Genomic DNA, 21,283 nt, shown 5'->3' with positions numbered 1-21,283 from the left:
CGGTCGGCTCAATCCTGGACGGACTTCTCGCGGCGCGAAAAGATCCTCATGATCAGGGCGAAGAACAGCGGCACGATCAGGATACCCAGCAAGGTGCCTGTGATGGTGCCACCCAGAACGCCGGTGCCGACCGATTGCCGCCCGCCGGACCCGGCGCCGGTGGACAGCACCAGCGGCAGCACGCCCAGCGAAAACGCCATCGAGGTCATGATGATCGGCCGGAAACGCTGCAGCGCCGCCGTCTTGATCGCGTCGAACAGCGGGTCGCCGGAGCGGTAGCGGTCGCGGGCGAATTCTACGATCAGGATCGCGTTCTTGCCGGTCAGGCCGATCACGGTCAGCAGCCCGACCTGGAAGAAGACGCCGTTTTCGAAGCCCCAGAAATAGGCCGCGCCCAGCGTCCCCAACACGCCGATCGGCATCGCCAGGATCACCGAGAACGGGATCGCCCAGCTTTCATAGAGCGCCGCGAGGCACAGGAAGATCGCCGCCAGCGACATGGCATAGAGCATCGGCGCCTGCCCGCCCGATTGGCGTTCTTCCAGCGACAGCCCGGTCCAGGCGACCGAATAGCCGGTCGGCAGCTGCGCCGCCAGGCGTTCGATCTCGGCCATCGCCTCGCCCGAGGACACGCCGGCGGCGGGGCTGCCCTGGATCTGCATCGAGGGCACGCCGTTGTAGCGGATCAGCCCCTGCGGCCCGAACTGCCAGCGCGTCGTCGCGAAGTTCGAAAACGGCACCAGCCCGCCGGAGGCATTGCGCACCCGCCATTTCGACAGGTCCGAGGGCACCGCGCGGGCCTCGGCCTCGCCCTGCACGTAGACGCGCTTGATCCGGCCGTTGTCGTTGAAATCGTTCACGTAGCGCCCCGCCCAGACGATGGACAGCAGATTGCCCACCTCGGTCGGGGAAACGCCCATCGCGCCCGCCGCGCGCCAGTCGATGTCGATGGCGAATTGCGCCGCATCCTCAAGCCCCGAAGGCCGGGCCGAGGCGATCAGCGGGCTTTGCGCCGCCATGCCCAGCAGCTGGTTGCGCGCCGCCAGAAGCTGCTCATGCGTCTGCCCGCCCTGGGCCTGCAGGTAGAAATCGAAGCCCGACACGTTGCCCAGCCGCGGCACCGGCGGCGGCACGATCGGGAACACCCGCGCGTCGCGGATCGCCCCCAGGGCGCCATAGGCCCGCCCCGCGACCGCCTGCACCGACTGGTCCGGGCGGGTGCGTTCGCTCCAGTCCTTCAGTCGCACGAAGGCAAGGCCGACATTCTGCCCCCGCCCCGCGAAGGAAAAGCCGACCACCCCGAACATCGCCTGGACGTTGTCCTTCTCGGTTTCCAGGAAATGGTTTTCGACCTTCTTCACCGTTTCCAGCGTGCGTTCCGCCGTGGACCCGGTCGGCCCCTGGATCAGCGCGATCAGGGTGCCCTGGTCCTCGGCCGGCAGGAACCCGGTCGGCGTGTTCTGGAACAGCCACACCACGCCCCAGCCCAGGGCGGCATAGATCACCAGAATGCGCAGCGGACGGCGGATGATGTAACCGACCGTCGCGCCATAGCCCTTGGTCAGCCCGCCGAAGCCGCGGTTGAACAGCCCGCCCAGGCCGCGCCCGTGGCCGGTGTTCGGTTTCAGCAGCGTGGCGCAAAGCGCCGGGGTCAGCGTCAACGCCACCAGCACCGACAGCGCCATGGCCGACACGATGGTGATCGAAAACTGCCGGTAGATCACGCCGGTCGACCCGCCGAAGAAGGCCATCGGCACGAAGACCGCCGACAGCACCATGGCGATGCCGATCAGCGCGCCGGTGATCTGGCCCATCGATTTGCGCGTCGCCTCACGCGGGGACAGGCCCTCTTCCTCCATGATCCGTTCGACGTTTTCCACCACCACGATGGCGTCGTCCACCAGCAGACCGATGGCCAGCACCATCGCCAGCATGGTCAGCGTGTTGATGGTGAACCCCGCCGCCGCGAGGATCGCGAAGGTGCCCAGGATCACCACCGGCACCGCCAGCGTCGGGATCAGCGTGGCGCGGAAGTTCTGCAGGAACAGCAGCATCACCAGGAACACCAGTCCGATCGCCTCGAACAGGGTTTTCTGCACCTCGTGGATCGAAATCGAAATGAACGGCGTGGTGTCATAGGGAATCTGATAGGACACGCCCTGCGGGAAGAAGGCCGAGAATTCCTCGATCCGTTGCTTCACCTTTTCCGCCGTATCGAGCGCGTTGGCGTTCCCCGCCAGCTGCAGCGCCATGCCCGCCGCGGGCTTGCCGTTGAAGCGCGCGATCCGGCCATAGCTTTCCGCGCCCACTTCGACCCGCGCCACGTCCTGCAGCAGGACCAGCCCGCCATCGGTGGCCGAGCGCACGACGATCTTGCGAAAATCCTCGGGCGTGGACAGCAGCGACTGGGCGGTAATCGTGGCGTTCAGCTGCTGGCCCTGCACCGCCGGCAGCGCCCCGAAGGACCCCGCCGAGATTTGCGCGTTCTGCGCCGCGACCGCCGAAACGACATCCGTGGGGGCCAGCTGGAACGCCGCCAGTTTCGACGGGTCGAGCCAGATGCGCATCGCGTATTGATCGCCGAAGACCTGAACGCCGCCGACCCCTTCGATCCGGCTGAATTCGTCGACCAGGGTGCTGGACATGTAATCGGCCAGGTCGGTCTGTTCCAACCGCCCGTCATCCGAGGTCAACGCGATCACCATGAAGAAGGAGGACGAGGATTTCTGCACCCGGACCCCTTGCCGCTGCACCGCTTCGGGCAGCATGTTGGTGACCTGGGCGACCTTGTTCTGGACCTGCACCTGCGCCACATCCGCGTCGGTGCCGCTTTCGAAAGTCAGGGAGATCGACGCCTGCCCGTCCGACGAGGAACTCGACGACATATATCGCATCCCGTCGATGCCGGTCATCTGCTGTTCGACCAGCTGGGTGACCGTATTGGCCACCGTTTCGGCCGACGCGCCGGGATAGGTCGCGCTCACCCGCACCGTGGGCGGCGCGATTTCGGGGTATTGCGCCACCGGAAGGTTGAGCATGGACAGCGCGCCCACCCCCATGATCAGGATGGAAATCACCCATGCGAAGACGGGCCTGTCAATGAAGAAACGTGCCATGCTGTTCTGCTCCCGCCTGCCGGTCAGTTGGACGCGGCGGGACGGGCCGCGCGTTCCTCGGCCTGCGCCGGGGCACCGGGGGCGACCTTCTGCAGCCCCTCGACAATCACCCGGTCACCGGCGGACAATCCGCTGGTCACCACCCAGAACGCCCCCTGATCGCGCTGGATTTCCAGTTCGCGCGATTCCACCGTGCCTTCGGCATTGACGATCATCGCGGTCGGGCGTCCGCGCCGGTCGCGGGTGACGCCTTCCTGCGGCACCAGAAGCGCGCCGGGGATATGGCCTTCGGGCATTTCCACCTGCACATACATCCCGGGCAGCAGGAAGCTGTCGGGATTGGGGAATTGCAGCCGCAGCAGGATCGTGCCGGTCTGTTCGTCGACATGGGGTTCCGCCGCCGCCAGCGCCCCGGCTTGTTCGAACACGGTACCGTCGGCCAGCCGCAGCGTGACCACCTGCCCGGCGCTGCCGATTTCCTCGCCCGCCCGGCGCCAGCGCAGGACCTCGGTGGCCGATTGGGTCACATCCACATAGATCGGGTCGAGCCTGCGGATCACCGTCAGCGGCGTCGCCTGCCCCGAGGTGACCAGCGCGCCCTCGGACACCTCGCTCAGCCCCGTCACGCCGGAAATCGGCGCGGTGATCGTGGTGCGTTCAAGGTCGATCTTGGCCGCCAGCACGTTGGCTTCGGCAACCTTCACCGCCGCCGATGCCACGTCTTTCTGAGCCAGGGCATCGTCCAGCGCCTGCTGCGGGCTGACATTGCGCTGGCGCAGCTCTTCTTGCCGTTTCGCATCCCGTTCGGCCGCAGCCAGGGACGCTTTCGCCTGGGCCAGCGACGCCTCGGCCGCGGCCATCCTGACCTCGTAACTGGCCGGGTCGATCTCATAAAGGGCATCGCCCGCCTTGACCGACTTGCCTTCCTCGAACAGCTGCTTGGTGATGATGCCGCTCACCTGCGGGCGCACCTCGGCGATGCGCGACGCGGCCACCCGCCCCGGCAGGCGCACGGTCAGCGTCACGTCCTGGGGTTCCAGCGTCACCACGGTGACGGTCGGCGCAGGCCGCGCCTGCTGGGCGGAAAGCGTCGCCGGCACCCCGAACAGGACGATCGCCGCGACAAGAGAAAACAACGGTTTGCTGAGAATGCGCATCAAGGAGGCTCCGGTCTGGGGCGCCATAGTGGCAAAGGATATATGGGGTTCGCCTAACGGCACAGCCTCGTTTTGTAAAGCCACGTAAGGGGATACACCCCGCAGCGACGGACCCGGCGCTCAGCGAATGGGCAAGACGCCCGGGGTGAAACTAGGCCCGCGGAGGAAAGCGTCAACCACGGATGCAATCGTGTCCCCGCTTGACCGTTTTCGAACTCCCGGCAAAATGGCGTCACCATGACAAAACCCGATTTGCCCCGCCCGACACCGCTTTGGATTCTGGTTTTCCTTCAGGGAGGTGTTTCCGCCTCGAGCCTGGTTGTCGAAATCGTCGCGGGACGGATGATCGCCCCCTATGTCGGGATGAGCCTTTATACCTGGACCGCGATCATCGCCGTCGTTCTGGCGGGGTTTTCGGTCGGGCATTGGTGGGGCGGACGGGTCGGCAGCCTGGACACCGGGCGCGCCTTGCGCCACGCGGGCTGGACCATGATCGCCGCGGCGATCTCCACCGCGGGGGCAAGCCTGCTGCTGCGCGGCCTGGCCGGGCCGGTCCTGCAGGCGATCCCGCATCCGCTGGCCGCGATCACCGCGATCACCATGCTGGCCTTCTTCCTGCCCTCGCTGTTCGCGGGGGTGCCCGCCCCGATCCTGACCGTGGCCGCGATGCGCGGGCGGGACAAATCCGAACATGCCCTGGGGGTGATGTTCGCCACCGGCGCAGTGGGCGCGATCGCGGGCACCTTGCTGGCCGGGTTCGTTTTCGTGCCGCTGCTGGGCTCGATCGCGACGCTGCTGGTGGTGGCCGGGGTCTATGTGGCGGCGGCCTTCCTGTGTTTCTGGCTGGGCCGGGCCCGGCGGGTGGAGGCACTGGCGGGCGGCATCGGTGTGATCGCCCTGCTGGCCGTCGGCGCGCAGGCCTTCGCCCTGCCCCCCGTCTGCGACCGGGAAAGCAGTTATTACTGCATCCGCACCGTTTCCCTGTCCGATGACCCGCTCGACCCGGTGCATCTGATGGTGGTGGATCATCTGGCGCATGGGATCAGCGGCGGCCGCGAACCGCGGGTGATGTTCACCAACCACGCCGCGATGCTCGACGCCCTGCCGCGGATGCGGATGGGCGGGCGCGATTTCACCTCGTTCCATATCGGCGGCGGGTCCTATTCGGTGCCGCGCGCCTGGCAGGATCGCGGCATCACCGGCATCACCGTCGCCGAAATCGACCCCGAGGTCACCGAAACGGCGATGCGAAATTTCTGGTTCACCCCGGACCAGACAGCGATCCTGCACCAGGACGCCCGCACTGCACTGCGCGACAGCAACACCCGTTACGACGTGATCGTCGGCGACGCCTTCACCGATATCGCCGTGCCCGAACACCTGGTGACGCAGGAATTTTTCCAACTGGTATCCGACCGCCTGGCCCCTGAGGGCGTGTTCGCCATGAACCTGCTCGACAGCGTCGACCGGCTGGAGGCGCTGGCGGCGATGGTGGTGACTCTGCTCACCGTCTTTTCCAGCGTCGAGGTCTGGACCGAGGCGCGCCCGCCGGAACCGGGCGAACGCCGTGTCTTCGTGCTGCTGTCAGGCGCCAGCGACAGCCCGGTATCGGCGGTCACGACGCGTTCACCGGACCCTATGCGGTTCCAACCCCTGGGGACGGCGTTCGTCGATGACATCATCGCCCGCAAAGCCCCCCGCGTGCTGACCGACGATTTCGCCCCCCTCAGCTATCTGATGGGCTTCGATCCGGTGCTCAACTAGACCCGCCAGAAGGTTTCCACGTAGCGGTCCAATCGCGTGGAAATGCCGATCCCTTCAGCCGACGGCAAACCTCACAACTCTTCCAGCACGGGTTTTTCGTTCTTTTCGATCCGACGGATCATATGACGCCCGCGTTTGCCACGAACATCGGGACGACAGAGCACAGCCGGGCCGTCAGCCGAGAACAGCTTGGGAAACAGCGATCGCAATTCCTCGACCGTTTCGGGCGGAACCGCTTTCAGCGATTCAGGTCCCGTATGCAGGGATTCCGCCGGCATTCCATTGGCATAGATGATCTCATGCTGATCGAACAGGATATGCCAGTATTTCAACCCGCAGGGCGCGGCATAGGTCTCGGCCGTCCCCATCAGCTTCAGCTTCCTTGCCGGGACCAGAACCTCGCGATGGCAGAACATCCGCTCGGCGACCTTGGAGCGGACAAGAATCCGGTGCTGCCGCGTCAGGTAGAGATCGCTTTCCGGCAAGCCCGCCCCGATACTGCCCGCCGGAATGCGCACCGGGCGGAATTTTTCGTTCCGATGCAGCGCATGCGCCGACAGCTTCCTCTTGCCGATCCAGCGGATCGGCTGGTAGCCGTGATCCATCGTCAGCACCTTGTCGCCGGGCCGAAGCTCCTCGACATCCACCAGTCCCTTGTTCGTCGTGATCCGGGTGCCGGTCACGAAGCACAGGACCAGCGTATTTTCTGCGTTCAGCAGATCGCCGCTGACCGGATCGCCACCCGCTTTGATCCGCAGCCCGCCGGCATTTTGCAGAATTCCGTCATCCTCCTGATCCGCGCGCAGCCATTGCAGGGCATTGTCGTATTGCTGGTCGGGATTGGCCTCGTTCCAGTCGGCAAGCGTTATGTCGTTGTAGAAATCGGACAGGTCGACAAGGTCGTTATTGCTGCTATCGCCATCGCCGATCCCCTTGGTCGCGTCGAAATCGAGGATGAAATCGGCCGTACCGTCGGCCACGAACACGTCGGCGCCGTCGTCGCCGATCAGGGTATCGGTGCCGGCTCCGCCGATCAGAGTGTCGTCACCGCTGCCGCCTTGGATCAGGTCGTCGCCGATGCCGCCCTCGATACGGTCATTACCGCCGCCGCCGTCGATGCTGTCGTCGCCACCGAAGCCGAGAATGGTATCTTCGCCCTCGGTGATCTGGTCGCCCTGGACGTCGCTGTAGCCGACCCCCATCGTTTCCCCGGAATCCAAACCGTGCACGATACCGTCCGGAGCGCCGGGAAGGTCATAGGCGGCGTTCGCGTCGATGTTGAAGCTGATTGACACCCCGGACAGCAAAGGCAACCCGTCAGGGGCATACATGTAAATCTGACCGTCGATCGAAAACATGGCGACCGGGCGTTCATCAAGGGGGATGCCCAGCAAGGTGATCGTCGAAACCGATCCCGATCCGAGATATTCGATCGTCTGCGCCGCGCCGCCGTCGAAGGTGAAGGTCGCGCTGCCGCCGTCCTCGGCGCTGAGCTGACCGTTATTGTCTTCGAACGTGCCGCTTTGGGGGCCGCTGCCGAAATTGAGCAGCGAGGCGGAAACAAGGCCGCCGGCATAGAGCGACGCTATACTGCCATCATAGGCAAAAACGTTATTAACTTCAGATATTGTGCCCATATTAAGGTCCTTTGAACAAAGGGTTAATATTGTTCCTGGGCAAGATTTTTTCATTGGGACCAGCGGATGGACTGATCCTGTACCCCCTGTAGAACGGCGCACAAAAGAAACATTTTAGAGGCGCTTTTTGGAAAAATGGGGACCTTTCGCCATTCTGCCGCGGCGGCGACAACCCTGCGCTACAAGTGATGTCCAGGCGGCATCCATCGGTAGCGTCATGGCCTGGCTCCGGGCATGGTCTTCAAGGTTGAACAAACAAAGCATGAGACCCGCGCAGTTTGAAAAGTCCGCCAAGCTATAACTTTTTTAATATTATTTATTTCACAGTAAGCTTTTGTTTTGTAAAAATTTCAGCCCAAATTTTTACTGACAGTACAAAAATCAAACATTCCATTATCTAAATTCGTTTGCCCGGCGGCCGTCCTCAATTGGTGAGGGCACAAAATTTGTGCAGGAAAGAAACTCGAATAACGAATGACCCCGACAACAAAAACAATCCAAAAGGGAGCCGCAGCAATGAACGTCCAGGTCAGTAAATCAGACATGCAAGCAGAAGACCTTCCCCCCGGCACCGGCAAGGAGGACTGGCAGGGCATAGGGGCAGCGGGCGCGATCAACATCTTGTCCAACCCGATCATGGTCGCGGATGCGGACCTGGTCATCCGCTATGTGAACAAGGCCGCTCTGGAGATGTTTTCCGCCATTGAGAGCGATATCCAAAGGGACCTGCCGCAATTCAGCGCCGATGACGTTCTGGGCAAGCCGATCGACTTCTTCCACAAGAACCCGGCGCATCAGCGCGGCATCATCGCCCGGATGACCAGCGTCTACGATGGCAGTTTCGAAATCGGCGGCAAGGCTCTCAAGTTCAAGGCGACCCCGGTCTTCGGCGAAGACGGCGCGATCAAAAACATCTACGTGGAATGGCAGGATGTCACCGCCTTCAACCGGTCCCAACGGCAAATCGATCTGCTGATCGAACAGGTCGGCTGGATGAGCGACGAGCACGCCAAGGGCAATATCAGTTCGCTGATCGACACGCCCGAACTGGAAGGCCGCTATGCCGGTGTCGCCAACGGCGTCAACAGAATGGTGCAGGACCATATCGACACGAAGCGCAAGATCATCGCCTGCATGAAGGCCTTCGCCAAGGGCGATCTGGCCTATGAGATGGAACGCTTCGCGGGCGAGCGGGGCTTCGTCAACGAGGCCATCGACGACATCAAGGCGTCCTTCAACGAGGTCATCGGCGAGATCGAGGCGATGTCCAACGCCATCATCGAGGGCGATCTCGACCGGCCGATCCAGGCCGACAAGTTCGAGGGAAGCTATCGCGATATCGTCGAAAGCTTCGGCCGGGCCTATGACAACCTCAACGAGGTGATGACCGAGATCAACGGCCAGGTGGGCGAGATCACCATGACCATCAGCCAATTGAACCGCTCGGCCCAGTCGCTGTCGGAAAACAGCCAGAGCCAATCGGCGGCGATCGAGGAAATCTCGGCCTCGGTCGAGGAAACCAACGCGATGGTGCAGACCAACGCGGAAGCCACGGAAGAAGCCCAGCAGCTTGTCAGCACCGCGTCGCATATCGCCGCGGATGGCAAGGACAAGATGCGCAACATGGTCTCCGCGATGAGCGATATCCGCACCTCCTCGGAGGACATCAGCAAGATCATCAAGGTGATCGACGAAATCGCCTTCCAGACCAACCTGTTGGCACTGAATGCCGCCGTCGAGGCGGCGCGCGCGGGATCGCATGGGCGCGGCTTCGCCGTGGTCGCGCAGGAGGTCAGGAACCTGGCCGGCCGGTCGGCCAAGGCGGCGCGGGAAACCTCCGACCTGATCGAAGGGGCGGTGCAGCGCGTCGGCGCAGGATCGAAGCTGGCCGACGAAACGCAGGTCGCCTTTGAGAACATCGCGCAGGATGTCGACAAGATCGACCAGCAGACCGGCAGCATCGCGGCAAGCTCGAACGAGCAGTCGCGCGGCATCAACCAGATTTCCATCGCGCTTGGCGAGCTGACCAACAACAGCGCCGAAACGACGGGCCAGTCCGAAGAACTGGCAGCGGCGGCAAACCAGATGGAAGCCTCCACCAACGTGATCAAGGGGATCATGGCGCGTTTCAAACTGCGTCAGGCGGCGCAGGGCGGCGGATCGGGCCTGCGGGCGAATGAAAATGTCGCGGCCCTGATGAAGCAGCTGAAGGATGCCACCGAAGCCGGCGGGGTCGACGCGGGCCTGTCGGAACAGATCGCCAAGTTCATGTCGGGCGACCATGACGCGCGCGGTTTCGGGGATTTCTGATCGCACCCCATTCCTGGGAGCAGGCGGGCCATTTTGCCCCCTGCCACGACTGCGGCGGGTGCCCTTCGGTATCCGCCGCCTTTTTCCTTCAAATGCCCGGCGAAAATTTCAGCAATCGGATCGGGCCGCAGCTCTGCATTGCAAGGGCGCAGGTTCGCGTACAGAGTTATGATTGATATTATGAGCGAATATTTTCCATGACTTATCTGAGCCGGCACGAGCGGCGCATCGCCAATTCCAAGACGCTCGTTCGCTACGTGACGCCGTTTGCCGTCGGGTGGCTCATCATCGCGTGGGGCTTGGGGGCGCCGAGGCTGGAAATCGCCGCCGGGATCGCCACGATCGGTTTCTTGGGCGGCATTCTGCTGCATCGCTATGAATGGCACACCCTGGCCCGGATCACCTGGCTTCTTGCCGCGAATGCCGCGATTTTCCTCGCTTCGCTGGTTGTCCATCCCGCCGGCTACATGTCCTTCATCCTTCTCGCGGCGGCCGGCATGCCGTTCCTGATCTTTTCGACCAACCGCAAGCGGCCCATTGTTTGGGGGCTCGTGGCGTTGCCGGTGCTGCTGTGGTTCATCGGATGGTGGACCGACTACGCCTTGCTGGCGCCCTTCGATGTCGGGGAAGACATGGCGAAACATGTCGTTGCCCCCGGAACCGCCGTCACCGTGTTCGGCGTCGTTCTTTTCGAATTCGCATATTTCGTCGTCATATCAAGAAGGTATGCCGCCAGCCTGAGCCAGGCGCAGCAGCGCGCCGAGGTGGCCAACGAGGCCAAGTCCGCCCTGCTCAGAAGCATGAGCCACGAAATGCGGACCCCGCTGAACGCCATCACCGGGTTTTCCGAATTGACCCGGGAAGATGCCGGGGCCGACAGCCCGCTTGACCGCGACAAGGTCAGGGACCGGATGGATGCCATTCTGGGGGCGAGCGACAATTTGCTGAAGATGGTGGAAAACATGCTGAGCTACGCCTCGATCGCCGGGTCGGAAATCAACGTGAACCAGACGGTGGTCGACCTGGACCAGCAATGCGCGAAGGCCTTGCGGCGATATGAGGACCAGGTATCGGCGAAGAATTTGCAGCTTGATCTGAGCATTCCTAAGGGAACACAGGTCAAGGCCGATCCGGCCCTGCTCGTTCCCGCCATTCAGCAGCTCCTGGACAACGCGATCAAGTATACCCCGGCGGGCGGCAAGATCGCCCTCGCGGCGGAACCCGCAGCGGGCAATCGCGTGAAAGTCAGCATCTGCGACACCGGCCCGGGCTTCCCCAAGGGGATGTCCGACACCGCGTTCGATCCATTCGAGCGTCTCGAATTTGCCAACGGCATCCAATCGGGCGCCGGAATTGGGATGGCCCTGGTCCGCGCCTATGTCGAAGCGATGGGCGGAAAGGTCGGGATCGAAACCGACCGGACATCCGGCGCTCTCGTCTGGCTTGCGCTGGATGCAGCCTGATTTTTGCCAGACAAGGGATCGAATTTACACGCCTTGCGCCTGATCACACAGAGTTTCACAGGACCTGGTTTTCAGGCTGCATCGGATGCAGGCCCCGCTCAGCCCTGCCGAAGCCGCATGATCTGTTCGGTCAGCAATTCGCACAGCACCACCTTGGCGACGGTAGGGGCGATTTCCCCGCGTTCCGGCAAGGGCGACAAGGGCGTAGCGATCAGAACCTTTTCGCATAGCCCGCTGAGATCGGCGATCCGCCGCCCCGAAATCGCGATGCGATAAGCGCCACGTTCACCCGCCGCCAGCAGCATGTGTTCGGTCAGGGTGGTCAGACCGGTTTCCGAAATCGTCATGTAGACCGAGGTGTCATCGAGCCCGCCAAGAACCTCCTCGGCGACGAAGGCGTCCCGATGGGCGCGGGCCACAAGGCCGACGCGGGAAAACCGATAGGCAAACATCTGCGCCACCATGCCGGACACGCCGGCCCCGAAAAGATCGATATGGCGCGCGGCGACCAGCCGCTGGGCCACTTCGCGCAGTTCCGTTTCCGTGGTCCCGTCCACCGTGGCCCGCACCGCATCGGCGATCCGGGTGCCAAGATCGGTTTCCCGGGGTTCCGCGCCGCTGCGATAGGCGATGTCGGAGGCCAGGGAAATCTTGAAGGCCGAAAACCCCTCGAATCCCAGCTTGCGGCAAAACCGGACGATGCTGGCCTCGCCGCTGCCCGACAGAACCGCCAGTTCCGACATCGAGGCGCGCAAGGCCGCCTCGGGTTCGCGCAGGATGAAATCGGCGATCCGGGCCAGCGCATCGGGCAGATCATCGCGGCTGGCTTCGATCAAACGCAGCACATCGCGCGTCGGATAGTTGTTGTCGGACATTGTAATCCTTCCTCCCCGCCCGCCGCTCAAACGGGCCCCGTCTCATGCTACCGGCGCCGTCCCCCGACGGTCCAGCCCGCCCTTCCCCGGCCAACCCTTCTAGGTACAGAGCGGTATCAGCTCCTGCGCCGAACGGACCGTGCAAAACGCCCCGGCCTCCTTCAGCCGGTCCGCGTGGTCGGGTCCGGCATGGCCGCCGCCAGTGAACCCGATGGCCCGCGCGCCGGCCGCCACCGCGCCGGCGATTCCCGACGGGCTGTCATCAATCACAAGACAGTGCCGCACATCAACACCCAGACGGCGCGCGGCATGGAAAAACAGATCCGGGGCTGGCTTGCCGCGGGCCACATCCTCGGCGCTGAACACACGCGGACCGAAATGCGCGGCCAGCCCGGTCACGCGCAGCGACAGGTCCAGGCGCGCATGGCCGCTGTTCGAAGTGACGCAACTGGGCAGGCGCAGCGCCGCCAATGCTTCCGCCATGCCCGGCACAGGCAGCAGCCGGTCCTGAAAGCGCTGAAACAGCAACCGGTCATATCGCGCATGAAAGGCCCGGGGCAGTTCGACCCCATAGGTGTCGCGAATGATCTGACGCCCGGCCTCGGCGCTTTTGCCGGTGAAAAGCGCCAGGGCTTCCGCCTGAGTTAACCCGATCCCATGTTCGGACAGACAGTCGGCAGTGGTTTGGGCGGCCAGGGGTTCACTATCGACGAGAACACCATCGCAATCGAAGCAAATCAGCTCAGTCATCGCCCCGGCCGCCCATGTGTCAGCCCGCGAGGCTCAGCCCGCGCAGATACTCAGCGGAGGGGCGAATTCCCGCCTTGTCGCGCAGCTCCATGATCAGGCGCGGCTTGCTGTCCAGCTGCGCCAGCGCTGCAAAGACGGCGGGCCAGTTCACGGTGCCCTTGCCGATCGCCCAGTGACGGTCGGCAAAGCCATCGGCGTCCTGCAGGTGGATATGTTCCAACAGATCGCCGGCCCGGTGCACATAGTAATCGACCGGCGGGGCCCCGGTGGACCCATGCGCATAATGCGCGTGGCCGGTGTCGATCGAAACCTTCACCGCCGAGCTGTCGAAGCTGCGGGCCAGATCGCAGCGGGCATCCGGGTCCTTGTCCTCGATATTCTCAAGCACCATCGTCACATTGGCCGCTTCGGCACGGGCGATCACCGGGTCGAGCGTGTCATGGACCAGATCCACGACCTCCTGCCGGGCATGGGAGAGGTTGTCCAGGTTGTTATGCATCCAGGTGGAATACGGGCTGTGGATGACCATCTGGGTCGCGCCAAGCGCTTCGCAGACCGCCAGCCCCTGTTCCATCCGCCGGGTGACCAGCGCCCGCAGTTCGGGGTCCGGGTTGGCCAGCGAAAGCCCCCAGAACGGCCCGTGAATCCCAAGCCGCCCGGAATAGCCGTCCAGCAATCCGCGCGCCTGTTCGACCAGCGGCATCCAGTCGCCATTGAGCACGTCGGCGGTGATGAAATCCTGCAATTCGAGATCGCGCTGGTCCTCGATGATCCAGTCACGATGGGATTCCAGAGCCTTCAGCGGCATGGCCGCGCCGAGAACTGGGAGTGATGTCATGGAAAGCTCCGTTCGTAAGGAAACGTCGGCAAAGAGCGACGAAAATCATGGCGTTAGAAGGGCCCGCCGGACCCTTCGGCATCCTTTGACTACGGCGCTTTCATGACAGGATGATTACAATACTCCATCGCATGGAGCTGAAATGGAGTATTACTCCAAATTTCTCGAAACCTTAACTTCAGCGTCTCGCAACTGTCACATACGCCGGCTCTTCTCTGCCCTGCCGATGGCAGTCCCGCGCCGCCATCCCGCGTCATTCCATGCGGGCCCTTCCGAAGCCCGGTTATTCAGGAGACAGAGATATGATTACCCTCAACCGACGTCACGCGCTTGGACTGATGGGCGCCACTGCCGGCAGCCTCATCCTGCCCGGCTATCTGCGCGCTCAGACGCAGCGCCCTTCGATCACCATCGCGGTGCAGAAAATCACCAACAACAACACGCTCGACCCGTGGAACGAACAGTCCAACGTCGGCGAACGCGTGCTGTACCCGAACCTGTGGGAAGGCCTGATCCTGCGCGACTGGATGGGCGATCAGGGTCCGGTTCCGGGTCTGGCCACCGAATGGCACCGCATCGACGACAAGACGCTGGAACTGAAACTGCGCCCGGGCGTGAAATTCCACAACGGCGATGAAATGACCGCCGAGGACGTGGCCTTCTCCTTCTCGCAAGAACGTGTGTTCGGCAACACCGAACCGGCCGGCGGCAAGACCATCTTCGCCGAGAATTTCAAGCCGGAAACCGCCAAGGACATCCCCGCCAACGTGCCCGGCATCGGCCGCCGCAAATGGCCGTCGCTCGCCGGTGTCGAAATCGTCGACAAATACACCGTGCGTTTCCACAACGCGACGCCGGACGTGACCCTGGAAGGCCGGCTTTACGCAGGCGGCAGCCAGATCCTGAACCGCCGCGCCTGGGACGAAGCCGCCACCTATGCGGACTGGGCCGCCAAGCCGATCACCACCGGCCCCTACATGGTCGAAGACTATCGCCCCGACGTGTCGCTGACGCTGGTGGCCTTTGACGATTACTGGGGCGGCCGCCCGCCGCTCGAGCGCATCACCTTCGTCGAAGTGCCCGAAGTGGCCAGCCGGGTGAACGGCCTGCTGTCCGGCGAATACGATTTCGCCTGCGACCTGCCGCCGGATCAGATCGGCAACGTGCAGAAAACCGACGGGTTCGAAGTGCAGAATTCCACCATCTGGAACCACCGCCTGTCCGTCTTCAACACGCAGAACGAAATCCTCGCCGATCCGCTGGTTCGCCGCGCCATGACCCACGCCATCGACCGCCAGGCCATCGTCCAGGCGCTGTGGGGGGGGATGACCAACATCCCCGCCGGTCTGCAATTCGAAAGCTTCCGCAGCTCGGACATGTTCATCGAAGGCTGGGCAGTTCCGGAATACAATCCGCAGCTGGCCCGCGACCTGCTGAAACAGGCCGGCTACAAGGGCGATGCGATCCCCTTCCGCCTGCTCAACAACTACTACACCAACCAGACCTCGAACGGTCAGATCATGGTCGAGATGTGGAAACAGATCGGCCTGAACGTCGAAATCGAGATGAAGGAAAACTGGGGCCAGATCCACGATCCGGCCGGCATCAAGGGTGTGCGCGACTGGTCGGCTTCCAACACGATCAACGACCCGATCACCCCGATGGTCGTCCAGTTCGGCCCGAACGGCGAGGTCCAGCAGAAGAAGGACTGGTCCAACGCCGAACTCAACGAACTGTCGGTGGTGATGGAAACCTCGACCGACCGCGCCAAGCGCAAGAAAGCCATCGCCCGGATGCTGGAAATCGCCGAACGCGAAGATCCGGCCTACCAGGTCCTGCACCAGAACGCGGTCTTCACCGGCATGCGTTCCGATCTGAACTGGAAGGCTGCACCGGCCTTCGCGATGGACTTCCGCGCCTCGAACTGGCCGCATAACGGCTAAACCCGCGCATCACGCGTCACCCCGGCAGGCCAAGCCTGCCGGGGTTCGCTTTCGTCGCCGCGCGCGGCAGGACAGCGGTTCGGCCGAAGCAGGAGCGGCGGATCGGAACAGAGAGGATAACCAATGGGCAATCTTGTCGAAATCCGCGATCTGAGCGTTGCCTTCGACGGCGTGCCAGTGCTGCATGGGGTCAACCTGCAGGTCGCCCCCGGCGAGGCGCTTGGCCTCGTGGGCGAAAGCGGCTGCGGGAAATCGGTCACCTGGCTGGCCGCTCTCGGGCTGTTGCCGTCGAAGGCGACGGTCACCGGATCGGTCACCCTGGGACAGGCCGAACTGGTCGACGCCCCCCGCCCCAGTCTGGAAAACATCCGCGGCGGGCGGATCGCGATGATCTTCCAGGACCCGTCCAGCGCGCTGAACCCGGTGATCCGGGTCGGGCGCCAGATGATGGAGGCCCTGAAACTGCACCGGGACCTGCGCGGCGATGCCGCCCGCAAGGAAGCCCTGCGCCTGATGGACCTGGTCGGCATCCCGGACGCGAAAAACCGGTTCAACCTGTACCCGCATGAATTCTCCGGCGGGCAATGCCAGCGTATCATGATCGCGATGGCCCTTGCCGGGGAACCGGACCTGTTGATCGCGGATGAGCCGACAACGGCGCTCGACGCGACGATCCAGGCGCAGATTCTCGATCTTCTCGCCCGGCTGCGCGCGGAAATGCAGATGGCCACGGTCTTCATCAGCCATGACCTCGGCGCGGTGGCGCAGGTCTGCGAACGGGTCTGCGTGATGTATGCCGGGCGGATCGTCGAACAGGGCCCGGTGGAGCAGCTGTTTTCCTGTCCGCGCCACCCCTATACCCGCGGGCTGTTCGATGCGATCCCGCGGCTTGACGGCCCGCGCGCGCCGCTGACGCCCATTCCCGGTACCGTGCCCGATCCGCGCAATCTGCCGGCCGGCTGTGCCTTTGCCCCGCGTTGCAGCCATGCCCGCGACTTCTGCCACAACGACCGGCCCGACCTTCTGCCGCAGCAGGACGGCCGGGCCCTGGCCTGCGCCTATCCCCTGCCGGAAGCCCGCCAGCACAAGGCCGCCCCGGAACAGGTGACATCATGAGCTTTCTTCTCGAAGCGGACGATCTGGTCCGTATCTACAGCGGCCGCAGCGGCCTGTTCGGCAAGGCCCAACCGGTGCGCGCCGTCGATGGCGTCAGCCTGCGGCTGGCGCAGGGCGAAACCCTGGGCATCGTCGGCGAAAGCGGGTCGGGCAAATCGACCCTCGGGCGGATGCTGCTGGGCGTCGATCCGGCCCAGGGCGGCAGCGTGTGCTTCGACGGACAACCGATGCCCGCCACCGGCAGCGCCGACTGGCGTGGCCTGCGGGCGCGGATGCAGATGGTCCATCAGGATCCGCTGGCCGCTCTCGACCGGCGCCTGACCATCGCCACGCAGATTCGCGAACCGCTGGACATCCACAAGATCGGCACCGAAGACACCCGCGCGGCGCGGGTGCAGGACCTGATGGAGGCCGTCGGGCTGCGCCCCGATCAGGCCGATCGCTACCCGCATGAATTGTCCGGCGGTCAGCGTCAGCGGGTGGTCATCGCCCGGGCGCTGGCCAGCGATCCCGACATGCTGGTCTGCGACGAACCGGTTTCGGCGCTGGACGTGTCGATCCAGGCGCAGGTGGTGAACCTGTTGCGCACGCTGCAGCAGCAGACCGGCCTTGGCATGGTGTTCATCAGCCATGACCTGAAAGTGGTCCGCAATCTGTGCGACCGGGTCGCGGTGATGTATCTGGGCCGGATCGTCGAAGAAGGCCCCTCGGAGGAACTTTTCGCCAATCCCCGCCACCCCTACACGCAGGCGCTGGTGTCCTCGGTTCCCGAACCGGGCAAGCGGCTCGACGGGCGGGTGATCCTGCAGGGCGAGCCGCCGAACCCGGCGAAACGCCCGTCCGGCTGCGCCTTCCATCCCCGCTGTCACATGGCCAGCGACATCTGTCGCGGCGTCATTCCGGAATTGCACGCGACCGGAGAAGGCCGCACCGCCGCCTGTCATCTGGTCACGGACGCAACCGCCACCCAGGTGGCCTGAGAGGTTTCCCATGATCCGTTTCGTTTCCCTCCGCCTGTTGCGCGCCGTGATGACGGTGCTGGCCGTAATGACCTTCGCCTTCCTCGTCTTGCGCCTGTCGGGCGATCCGGCACAGGTGCTGCTGGGCCCCGATGTGCCGCAGAACATCATCGACGATTTCCGCGCCGACTGGGGCCTCGACAAGCCGCTGTGGCAGCAATACCTCGCCTATCTCGGGGCCATTCTGACCGGCGATTTCGGGCTGTCGATGCGCGGCGGCGCGCCGGCGCTCGACCTGGTGCTGGAACGGGTGCCCGCGACGCTGATGCTGACCATCCCGGCGCTGCTGCTGAAGCTGGGCATCGGCATCCCCGCCGGGGTCTACGCGGCGCTTCACCGTGACAGCACCATCGACCGTGGCGTGATCGTCCTGGCGATCCTGGGCTTCACGGTGCCGTCCTTCGTCATGGGGCTGGTGCTGGTGCTGATCTTTTCGATCCACTGGCACGCCCTGCCCTCGGGCGGCTTCGGCACATGGCAGCACGCGATCCTGCCCGCGATCACCATCTCGGTCGGCGGCATCGGGCTGCTGGCCCGGTTCTCGCGCTCGGCGATGATCGAGGTGATGGGCCAGCCCTATATCCGCACCGCCTCGGCCAAGGGCGTCAAGTGGCGCGACGTGGTGCGCGGCCATGCCCTGCCCAACGCCGCCGTGCCAATCGTCACCATCGTGGGCTTCATGGTCGGATCGCTGATCGCCGGGGCCGTGGTGGTTGAAACGATCTTCTCCTGGCCCGGCATCGGACGCCTGCTGATCGTTTCCGTCTCGAACCGCGACCTGGCGGTGGTGCAGTGCATCCTGCTGCTGATTGCCGCCGTGATGGTCGTTTCCAACCTGACCGTCGACCTGCTTTACGGGCTGCTCGACCCGCGCCTGCGCAGCCAGCCCGCGCATTGAGGACCCTGTCATGACCCTTGCAACCGCCCCCGAAACAGCCGCAGCCTCGCGTCCCGCGGCCCTGCTCAGACGGTTCAGGACCATCCCTGGTGCCGTGTTCTTCGGCATGGCCTGGCTCGCCCTGATGGTGCTGATCGCGATCTTCGCCGACGTGCTGCGGCCCTATGACATCACCCGGATGGACCTGATGGCCCGGCTGTCGCCGCCGGGCACCTCCGGTCACTGGCTGGGCACCGACGAATTGGGCCGCGATGTGCTGTCGCGGCTAATCCAGTCGGTCCGCGTTTCCCTGGTCATCGCATTCGGGGCCACGATCATTTCCGCGGTGTTCGGCACCACGCTTGGCTTCCTGGCGGCGCAGTTTCGCGGCGCTGTGGAACATTTCGTCGTCATGCTGGCGGATTTCCAGGCCGCCCTGCCGTTCCTGATCATGTCGCTGGCCGTGCTGGCCTTTTTCGGGTCCTCGATGATGCTGCTGGTCGGGCTGATGGGGTTTTACGGCTGGGAACGCTATGCCCGGATCGCCCGCGGCCTGGCGATTTCGGCGGGCGCGCAGGGTTATGCCGCCGCCGTGGTGCAGCTGGGCGCGACGCCGCGCCGGGTCTATCTCAAGCATATCCTGCCCAATGTCGCCTCGACCCTGATCGTGTCGATGACCCTGACCTTCCCGGAAATCATCCTGATGGAATCCGGCCTGTCCTTCCTCGGGCTGGGGGTGCAGCCGCCCGACACCAGCCTTGGCAACATGGTCGGTTTCGGGCGCGAATACCTGACCACGGCGCCGTGGATCATGCTGGCCCCCGCCGCGGTGATCATGCTGACCACCTTGTCGATCTCGCTGGTCGGCGACTGGCTGCGCGACAAGCTCGACCCGACCATCCGCTGACCGTATGAGAAGGAAATCCCCATGACAGCGATCACAGGCCATCGCGGCGCCCGCAATCTCTGGCCCGAAAATTCCCTGACCGGCTTTCGCGAAGCGGCCAGGCTCGGATGCGACTCGATCGAATTCGACGTGCACCTGACCCGCGCCGGGGAACTGGTGGTGATCCACGACCCGACGCTGGAACGCACCACCGAGGGCACCGGCGAAGTCGCGGCCCTGTTGCCCGATGAGCGGGCGGCCACGCGGTTGAAGGACAGCAGCGACACCATTCCGACCCTCGACGAGGTGCTTGAGGTACTCGCCCCGGCGAATCTCGGGCTACATGTCGAAATCAAGGTGGACGGCGCAGGCCGCCCCTATCCCGGGCTCGATGCGCAGGTGGCCGAGCGGCTCAGGGCGCATGGCGTCGCCGGGCGCTCGCATCTGACCTCGTTCGACATTTCCATCCTGAAAGCCTGCCGAGACCACAGCCCCGACATCCCGCTGCTGGTCTCCGCCGACGCCCTTTGGGTGGACAAATGCGGCGGGGTCGATGCGTTCTTCGCCGAAGCGGCGGATCTCGCCGATATCGTCGCGCTGCGGCACGATTATTTCGCCGAGGTGTTCGATCAGGTGACGGGGCTCTGGCCGAAAGACCGGCTCTGCGCCTGGACCGTCAACGACCCCGATCTGATGCGCGACTGGCTGGCCCGGGGGATCGGCCATCTGACCACCGACCGCCCCGACCTGGCCCTGGCGCTGCGGGCCGAGCGGGCAGCGCAACGGGCGTGACGGGTCGAAAAATGGACCGCTGGCGCAGGCCAGTCTGATGGGACAGCCTTTCCAAAACCTGCCTCAAACAGCGTGGAGACCTGCTTCAGCGCCCTGCGTTTCCCGAATCCGCCGGGCAGTCACTTTTCGTCCGTGCTCACGATGCCTTCTGGTTCTATCCAGATGACTTCGCTGAGGAACCGGATCACCACCGACAGCTCTTCGGGCGAAAAATTGGCGGTGATATTGCGATAATAGTCCTGCCGGGCCTTGTAGAAGGCAATCGGGGCTTCGGCGGCCTCCGGTATCAGCTGGATCAGGACGCTCCGGCGGTCCTTCGGATTGGGCACGCGCCGCACATAGCCGGCCTTTTCAAGCCGGTCGATCAGCGCAGTTGCGGCACCGGATGTCAGGCTGAGATGTTCGATGATTTCGCGCGGGCTCATGCCCTGCGGACGGTCCAACAGCAGCCCGACCAGGTTCAGGTCGGTCACGTGCAGATCCAGGCGCTTCGCCGCGTAAGAAGACGCCCGTTCCGCCCAATTCGCAAAGCGGCGCAACGCGGTGGCGATATCCGTTTCATCCGTCGCCCCGCCGGAACTTGACAGGTTTTTCACGGAATTATATCTCCATCATCAAGATACTTCATCGAGAAGGCAAATGAGCCCAATCCTGCATGCAAGATATCGCACTCGACACCCGATCGAAATCCCTCCCTTCCAAGCAGGTTTCCGAAGCCCCCGGGGCGTCTTCCGGGAAAG

General features: G+C 64.1%; 17 protein-coding genes. 9 read left to right on the top strand and 8 right to left on the bottom strand.

Annotation, left to right across the window (positions count from 1 at the left end):
- Positions 1–8 precede the first annotated feature (8 nt).
- On the bottom strand, positions 9–3,116 hold the full coding sequence (locus GR167_RS16370; protein WP_160974801.1) for an efflux RND transporter permease subunit: 3,108 nt from the start codon (positions 3,114–3,116) through the stop codon (positions 9–11).
- Positions 3,117–3,139: 23 nt separating this feature from the next.
- Positions 3,140–4,273, bottom strand: a complete 1,134-nt coding sequence (locus tag GR167_RS16365) for an efflux RND transporter periplasmic adaptor subunit (RefSeq protein WP_235915994.1) — start codon at positions 4,271–4,273, stop codon at positions 3,140–3,142.
- A 237-nt stretch (positions 4,274–4,510) separates the two neighbouring features.
- On the opposite strand from GR167_RS16365, the gene GR167_RS16360 reads away from it, so the two are divergent.
- Complete coding sequence (locus GR167_RS16360) at positions 4,511–6,037, top strand: fused MFS/spermidine synthase (protein WP_160974799.1); 1,527 nt, start codon at positions 4,511–4,513, stop codon at positions 6,035–6,037.
- 71 nt (positions 6,038–6,108) lie between these two features.
- Here the strand turns inward: GR167_RS16360 and GR167_RS16355 are convergent, their stop codons facing one another.
- Complete coding sequence (locus GR167_RS16355) at positions 6,109–7,674, bottom strand: Hint domain-containing protein (protein WP_160974798.1); 1,566 nt, start codon at positions 7,672–7,674, stop codon at positions 6,109–6,111.
- A gap of 350 nt (positions 7,675–8,024) precedes the next feature.
- The gene (locus tag GR167_RS16350; protein ID WP_160974797.1) at positions 8,025–8,219 is read right to left on the bottom strand and encodes a hypothetical protein; all 195 of its coding nucleotides are present in this window, start codon (positions 8,217–8,219) and stop codon (positions 8,025–8,027) included.
- On the opposite strand from GR167_RS16350, the gene GR167_RS16345 reads away from it, so the two are divergent.
- Together GR167_RS16345 and GR167_RS16340 are read left to right on the top strand one after the other, a co-directional pair.
- Positions 8,218–9,984 carry a methyl-accepting chemotaxis protein gene (locus GR167_RS16345; protein WP_160974796.1) on the top strand — a complete coding sequence of 589 codons (1,767 nt, stop codon included), beginning with the start codon at positions 8,218–8,220 and terminating at the stop codon, positions 9,982–9,984. The two genes, GR167_RS16350 and GR167_RS16345, sit on opposite strands and share 2 nt — an antisense overlap.
- 197 nt (positions 9,985–10,181) lie before the next feature.
- Complete coding sequence (locus tag GR167_RS16340; RefSeq protein WP_160974795.1) at positions 10,182–11,447, top strand: sensor histidine kinase; 1,266 nt, start codon at positions 10,182–10,184, stop codon at positions 11,445–11,447.
- 98 nt (positions 11,448–11,545) lie between these two features.
- Here the strand turns inward: GR167_RS16340 and GR167_RS16335 are convergent, their stop codons facing one another.
- The 3 genes from GR167_RS16335 to GR167_RS16325 all read right to left on the bottom strand — a co-directional run bounded on the left by GR167_RS16335 (position 11,546) and on the right by GR167_RS16325 (position 13,910).
- Positions 11,546–12,322: a MurR/RpiR family transcriptional regulator gene (locus tag GR167_RS16335; RefSeq protein ID WP_160974794.1), complete on the bottom strand. Its 777-nt coding sequence runs from the start codon at positions 12,320–12,322 to the stop codon at positions 11,546–11,548.
- A 99-nt stretch (positions 12,323–12,421) separates the two neighbouring features.
- The gene (locus GR167_RS16330; RefSeq protein ID WP_160974793.1) at positions 12,422–13,072 is read right to left on the bottom strand and encodes an HAD family hydrolase; all 651 of its coding nucleotides are present in this window, start codon (positions 13,070–13,072) and stop codon (positions 12,422–12,424) included.
- Positions 13,073–13,091: 19 nt separating this feature from the next.
- Positions 13,092–13,910: a sugar phosphate isomerase/epimerase family protein gene (locus tag GR167_RS16325; RefSeq protein WP_160974792.1), complete on the bottom strand. Its 819-nt coding sequence runs from the start codon at positions 13,908–13,910 to the stop codon at positions 13,092–13,094.
- Between the two features lie 302 nt (positions 13,911–14,212).
- Between GR167_RS16325 and GR167_RS16320 the strand changes: the two genes are divergently transcribed.
- The 6 genes from GR167_RS16320 to GR167_RS16295 all read left to right on the top strand — a co-directional run bounded on the left by GR167_RS16320 (position 14,213) and on the right by GR167_RS16295 (position 20,543).
- Positions 14,213–15,853 (top strand): ABC transporter substrate-binding protein, encoded by a 1,641-nt coding sequence (locus GR167_RS16320; protein ID WP_160974791.1) that lies wholly within the window; start codon positions 14,213–14,215, stop codon positions 15,851–15,853.
- A 123-nt stretch (positions 15,854–15,976) separates the two neighbouring features.
- A complete protein-coding gene (locus GR167_RS16315; protein ID WP_160974790.1) occupies positions 15,977–16,969 on the top strand; it encodes an ABC transporter ATP-binding protein in 993 nt (330 codons plus the stop codon).
- Complete coding sequence (locus GR167_RS16310; RefSeq protein ID WP_160974789.1) at positions 16,966–17,949, top strand: ABC transporter ATP-binding protein; 984 nt, start codon at positions 16,966–16,968, stop codon at positions 17,947–17,949. Before GR167_RS16315 ends, GR167_RS16310 begins: the two co-directional genes overlap by 4 nt.
- 10 nt (positions 17,950–17,959) lie before the next feature.
- Positions 17,960–18,886 (top strand): ABC transporter permease, encoded by a 927-nt coding sequence (locus tag GR167_RS16305; protein ID WP_160974788.1) that lies wholly within the window; start codon positions 17,960–17,962, stop codon positions 18,884–18,886.
- A 10-nt stretch (positions 18,887–18,896) separates the two neighbouring features.
- Positions 18,897–19,772 (top strand): ABC transporter permease, encoded by an 876-nt coding sequence (locus tag GR167_RS16300; protein WP_212770011.1) that lies wholly within the window; start codon positions 18,897–18,899, stop codon positions 19,770–19,772.
- 21 nt (positions 19,773–19,793) lie between these two features.
- The gene (locus GR167_RS16295) at positions 19,794–20,543 is read left to right on the top strand and encodes a glycerophosphodiester phosphodiesterase family protein (RefSeq protein WP_160974787.1); all 750 of its coding nucleotides are present in this window, start codon (positions 19,794–19,796) and stop codon (positions 20,541–20,543) included.
- 119 nt (positions 20,544–20,662) lie between these two features.
- Here GR167_RS16295 and GR167_RS16290 read toward each other — a convergent pair whose 3' ends face one another.
- A complete protein-coding gene (locus GR167_RS16290; RefSeq protein WP_160974786.1) occupies positions 20,663–21,139 on the bottom strand; it encodes a MarR family winged helix-turn-helix transcriptional regulator in 477 nt (158 codons plus the stop codon).
- Between the last annotated feature and the right edge of the window lie 144 nt (positions 21,140–21,283).

Origin of the sequence: Thalassovita mangrovi, assembly GCF_009857745.1 — a bacterium.
In the GTDB taxonomy this organism is placed as follows: Bacteria; Pseudomonadota; Alphaproteobacteria; order Rhodobacterales; family Rhodobacteraceae; genus Thalassobius; species Thalassobius mangrovi.
Note: the sequence above shows the minus strand (reverse complement) of the source record. Positions and strands in the feature narration are given on the sequence as shown.

What these genes read in the sequence shown, in the direction of transcription:
- GR167_RS16305 (WP_160974788.1), top strand. Translation starts at nt 17,960, where the DNA reads ATGATCCGTTTCGTTTCCCTCCGCCTGTTGCGCGCCGTGATGACGGTG.
- GR167_RS16360 (WP_160974799.1), top strand. Translation starts at nt 4,511, where the DNA reads ATGACAAAACCCGATTTGCCCCGCCCGACACCGCTTTGGATTCTGGTT.
- GR167_RS16370 (WP_160974801.1), bottom strand. Translation starts at nt 3,116, where the DNA reads ATGGCACGTTTCTTCATTGACAGGCCCGTCTTCGCATGGGTGATTTCC.
- GR167_RS16350 (WP_160974797.1), bottom strand. Translation starts at nt 8,219, where the DNA reads ATGTCTGATTTACTGACCTGGACGTTCATTGCTGCGGCTCCCTTTTGG.
- GR167_RS16340 (WP_160974795.1), top strand. Translation starts at nt 10,182, where the DNA reads ATGACTTATCTGAGCCGGCACGAGCGGCGCATCGCCAATTCCAAGACG.
- GR167_RS16335 (WP_160974794.1), bottom strand. Translation starts at nt 12,322, where the DNA reads ATGTCCGACAACAACTATCCGACGCGCGATGTGCTGCGTTTGATCGAA.
- GR167_RS16325 (WP_160974792.1), bottom strand. Translation starts at nt 13,910, where the DNA reads ATGACATCACTCCCAGTTCTCGGCGCGGCCATGCCGCTGAAGGCTCTG.
- GR167_RS16300 (WP_212770011.1), top strand. Translation starts at nt 18,897, where the DNA reads ATGACCCTTGCAACCGCCCCCGAAACAGCCGCAGCCTCGCGTCCCGCG.
- GR167_RS16315 (WP_160974790.1), top strand. Translation starts at nt 15,977, where the DNA reads ATGGGCAATCTTGTCGAAATCCGCGATCTGAGCGTTGCCTTCGACGGC.
- GR167_RS16295 (WP_160974787.1), top strand. Translation starts at nt 19,794, where the DNA reads ATGACAGCGATCACAGGCCATCGCGGCGCCCGCAATCTCTGGCCCGAA.
- GR167_RS16320 (WP_160974791.1), top strand. Translation starts at nt 14,213, where the DNA reads ATGATTACCCTCAACCGACGTCACGCGCTTGGACTGATGGGCGCCACT.
- GR167_RS16365 (WP_235915994.1), bottom strand. Translation starts at nt 4,273, where the DNA reads ATGCGCATTCTCAGCAAACCGTTGTTTTCTCTTGTCGCGGCGATCGTC.
- GR167_RS16355 (WP_160974798.1), bottom strand. Translation starts at nt 7,674, where the DNA reads ATGGGCACAATATCTGAAGTTAATAACGTTTTTGCCTATGATGGCAGT.
- GR167_RS16330 (WP_160974793.1), bottom strand. Translation starts at nt 13,072, where the DNA reads ATGACTGAGCTGATTTGCTTCGATTGCGATGGTGTTCTCGTCGATAGT.
- GR167_RS16345 (WP_160974796.1), top strand. Translation starts at nt 8,218, where the DNA reads ATGCAAGCAGAAGACCTTCCCCCCGGCACCGGCAAGGAGGACTGGCAG.
- GR167_RS16310 (WP_160974789.1), top strand. Translation starts at nt 16,966, where the DNA reads ATGAGCTTTCTTCTCGAAGCGGACGATCTGGTCCGTATCTACAGCGGC.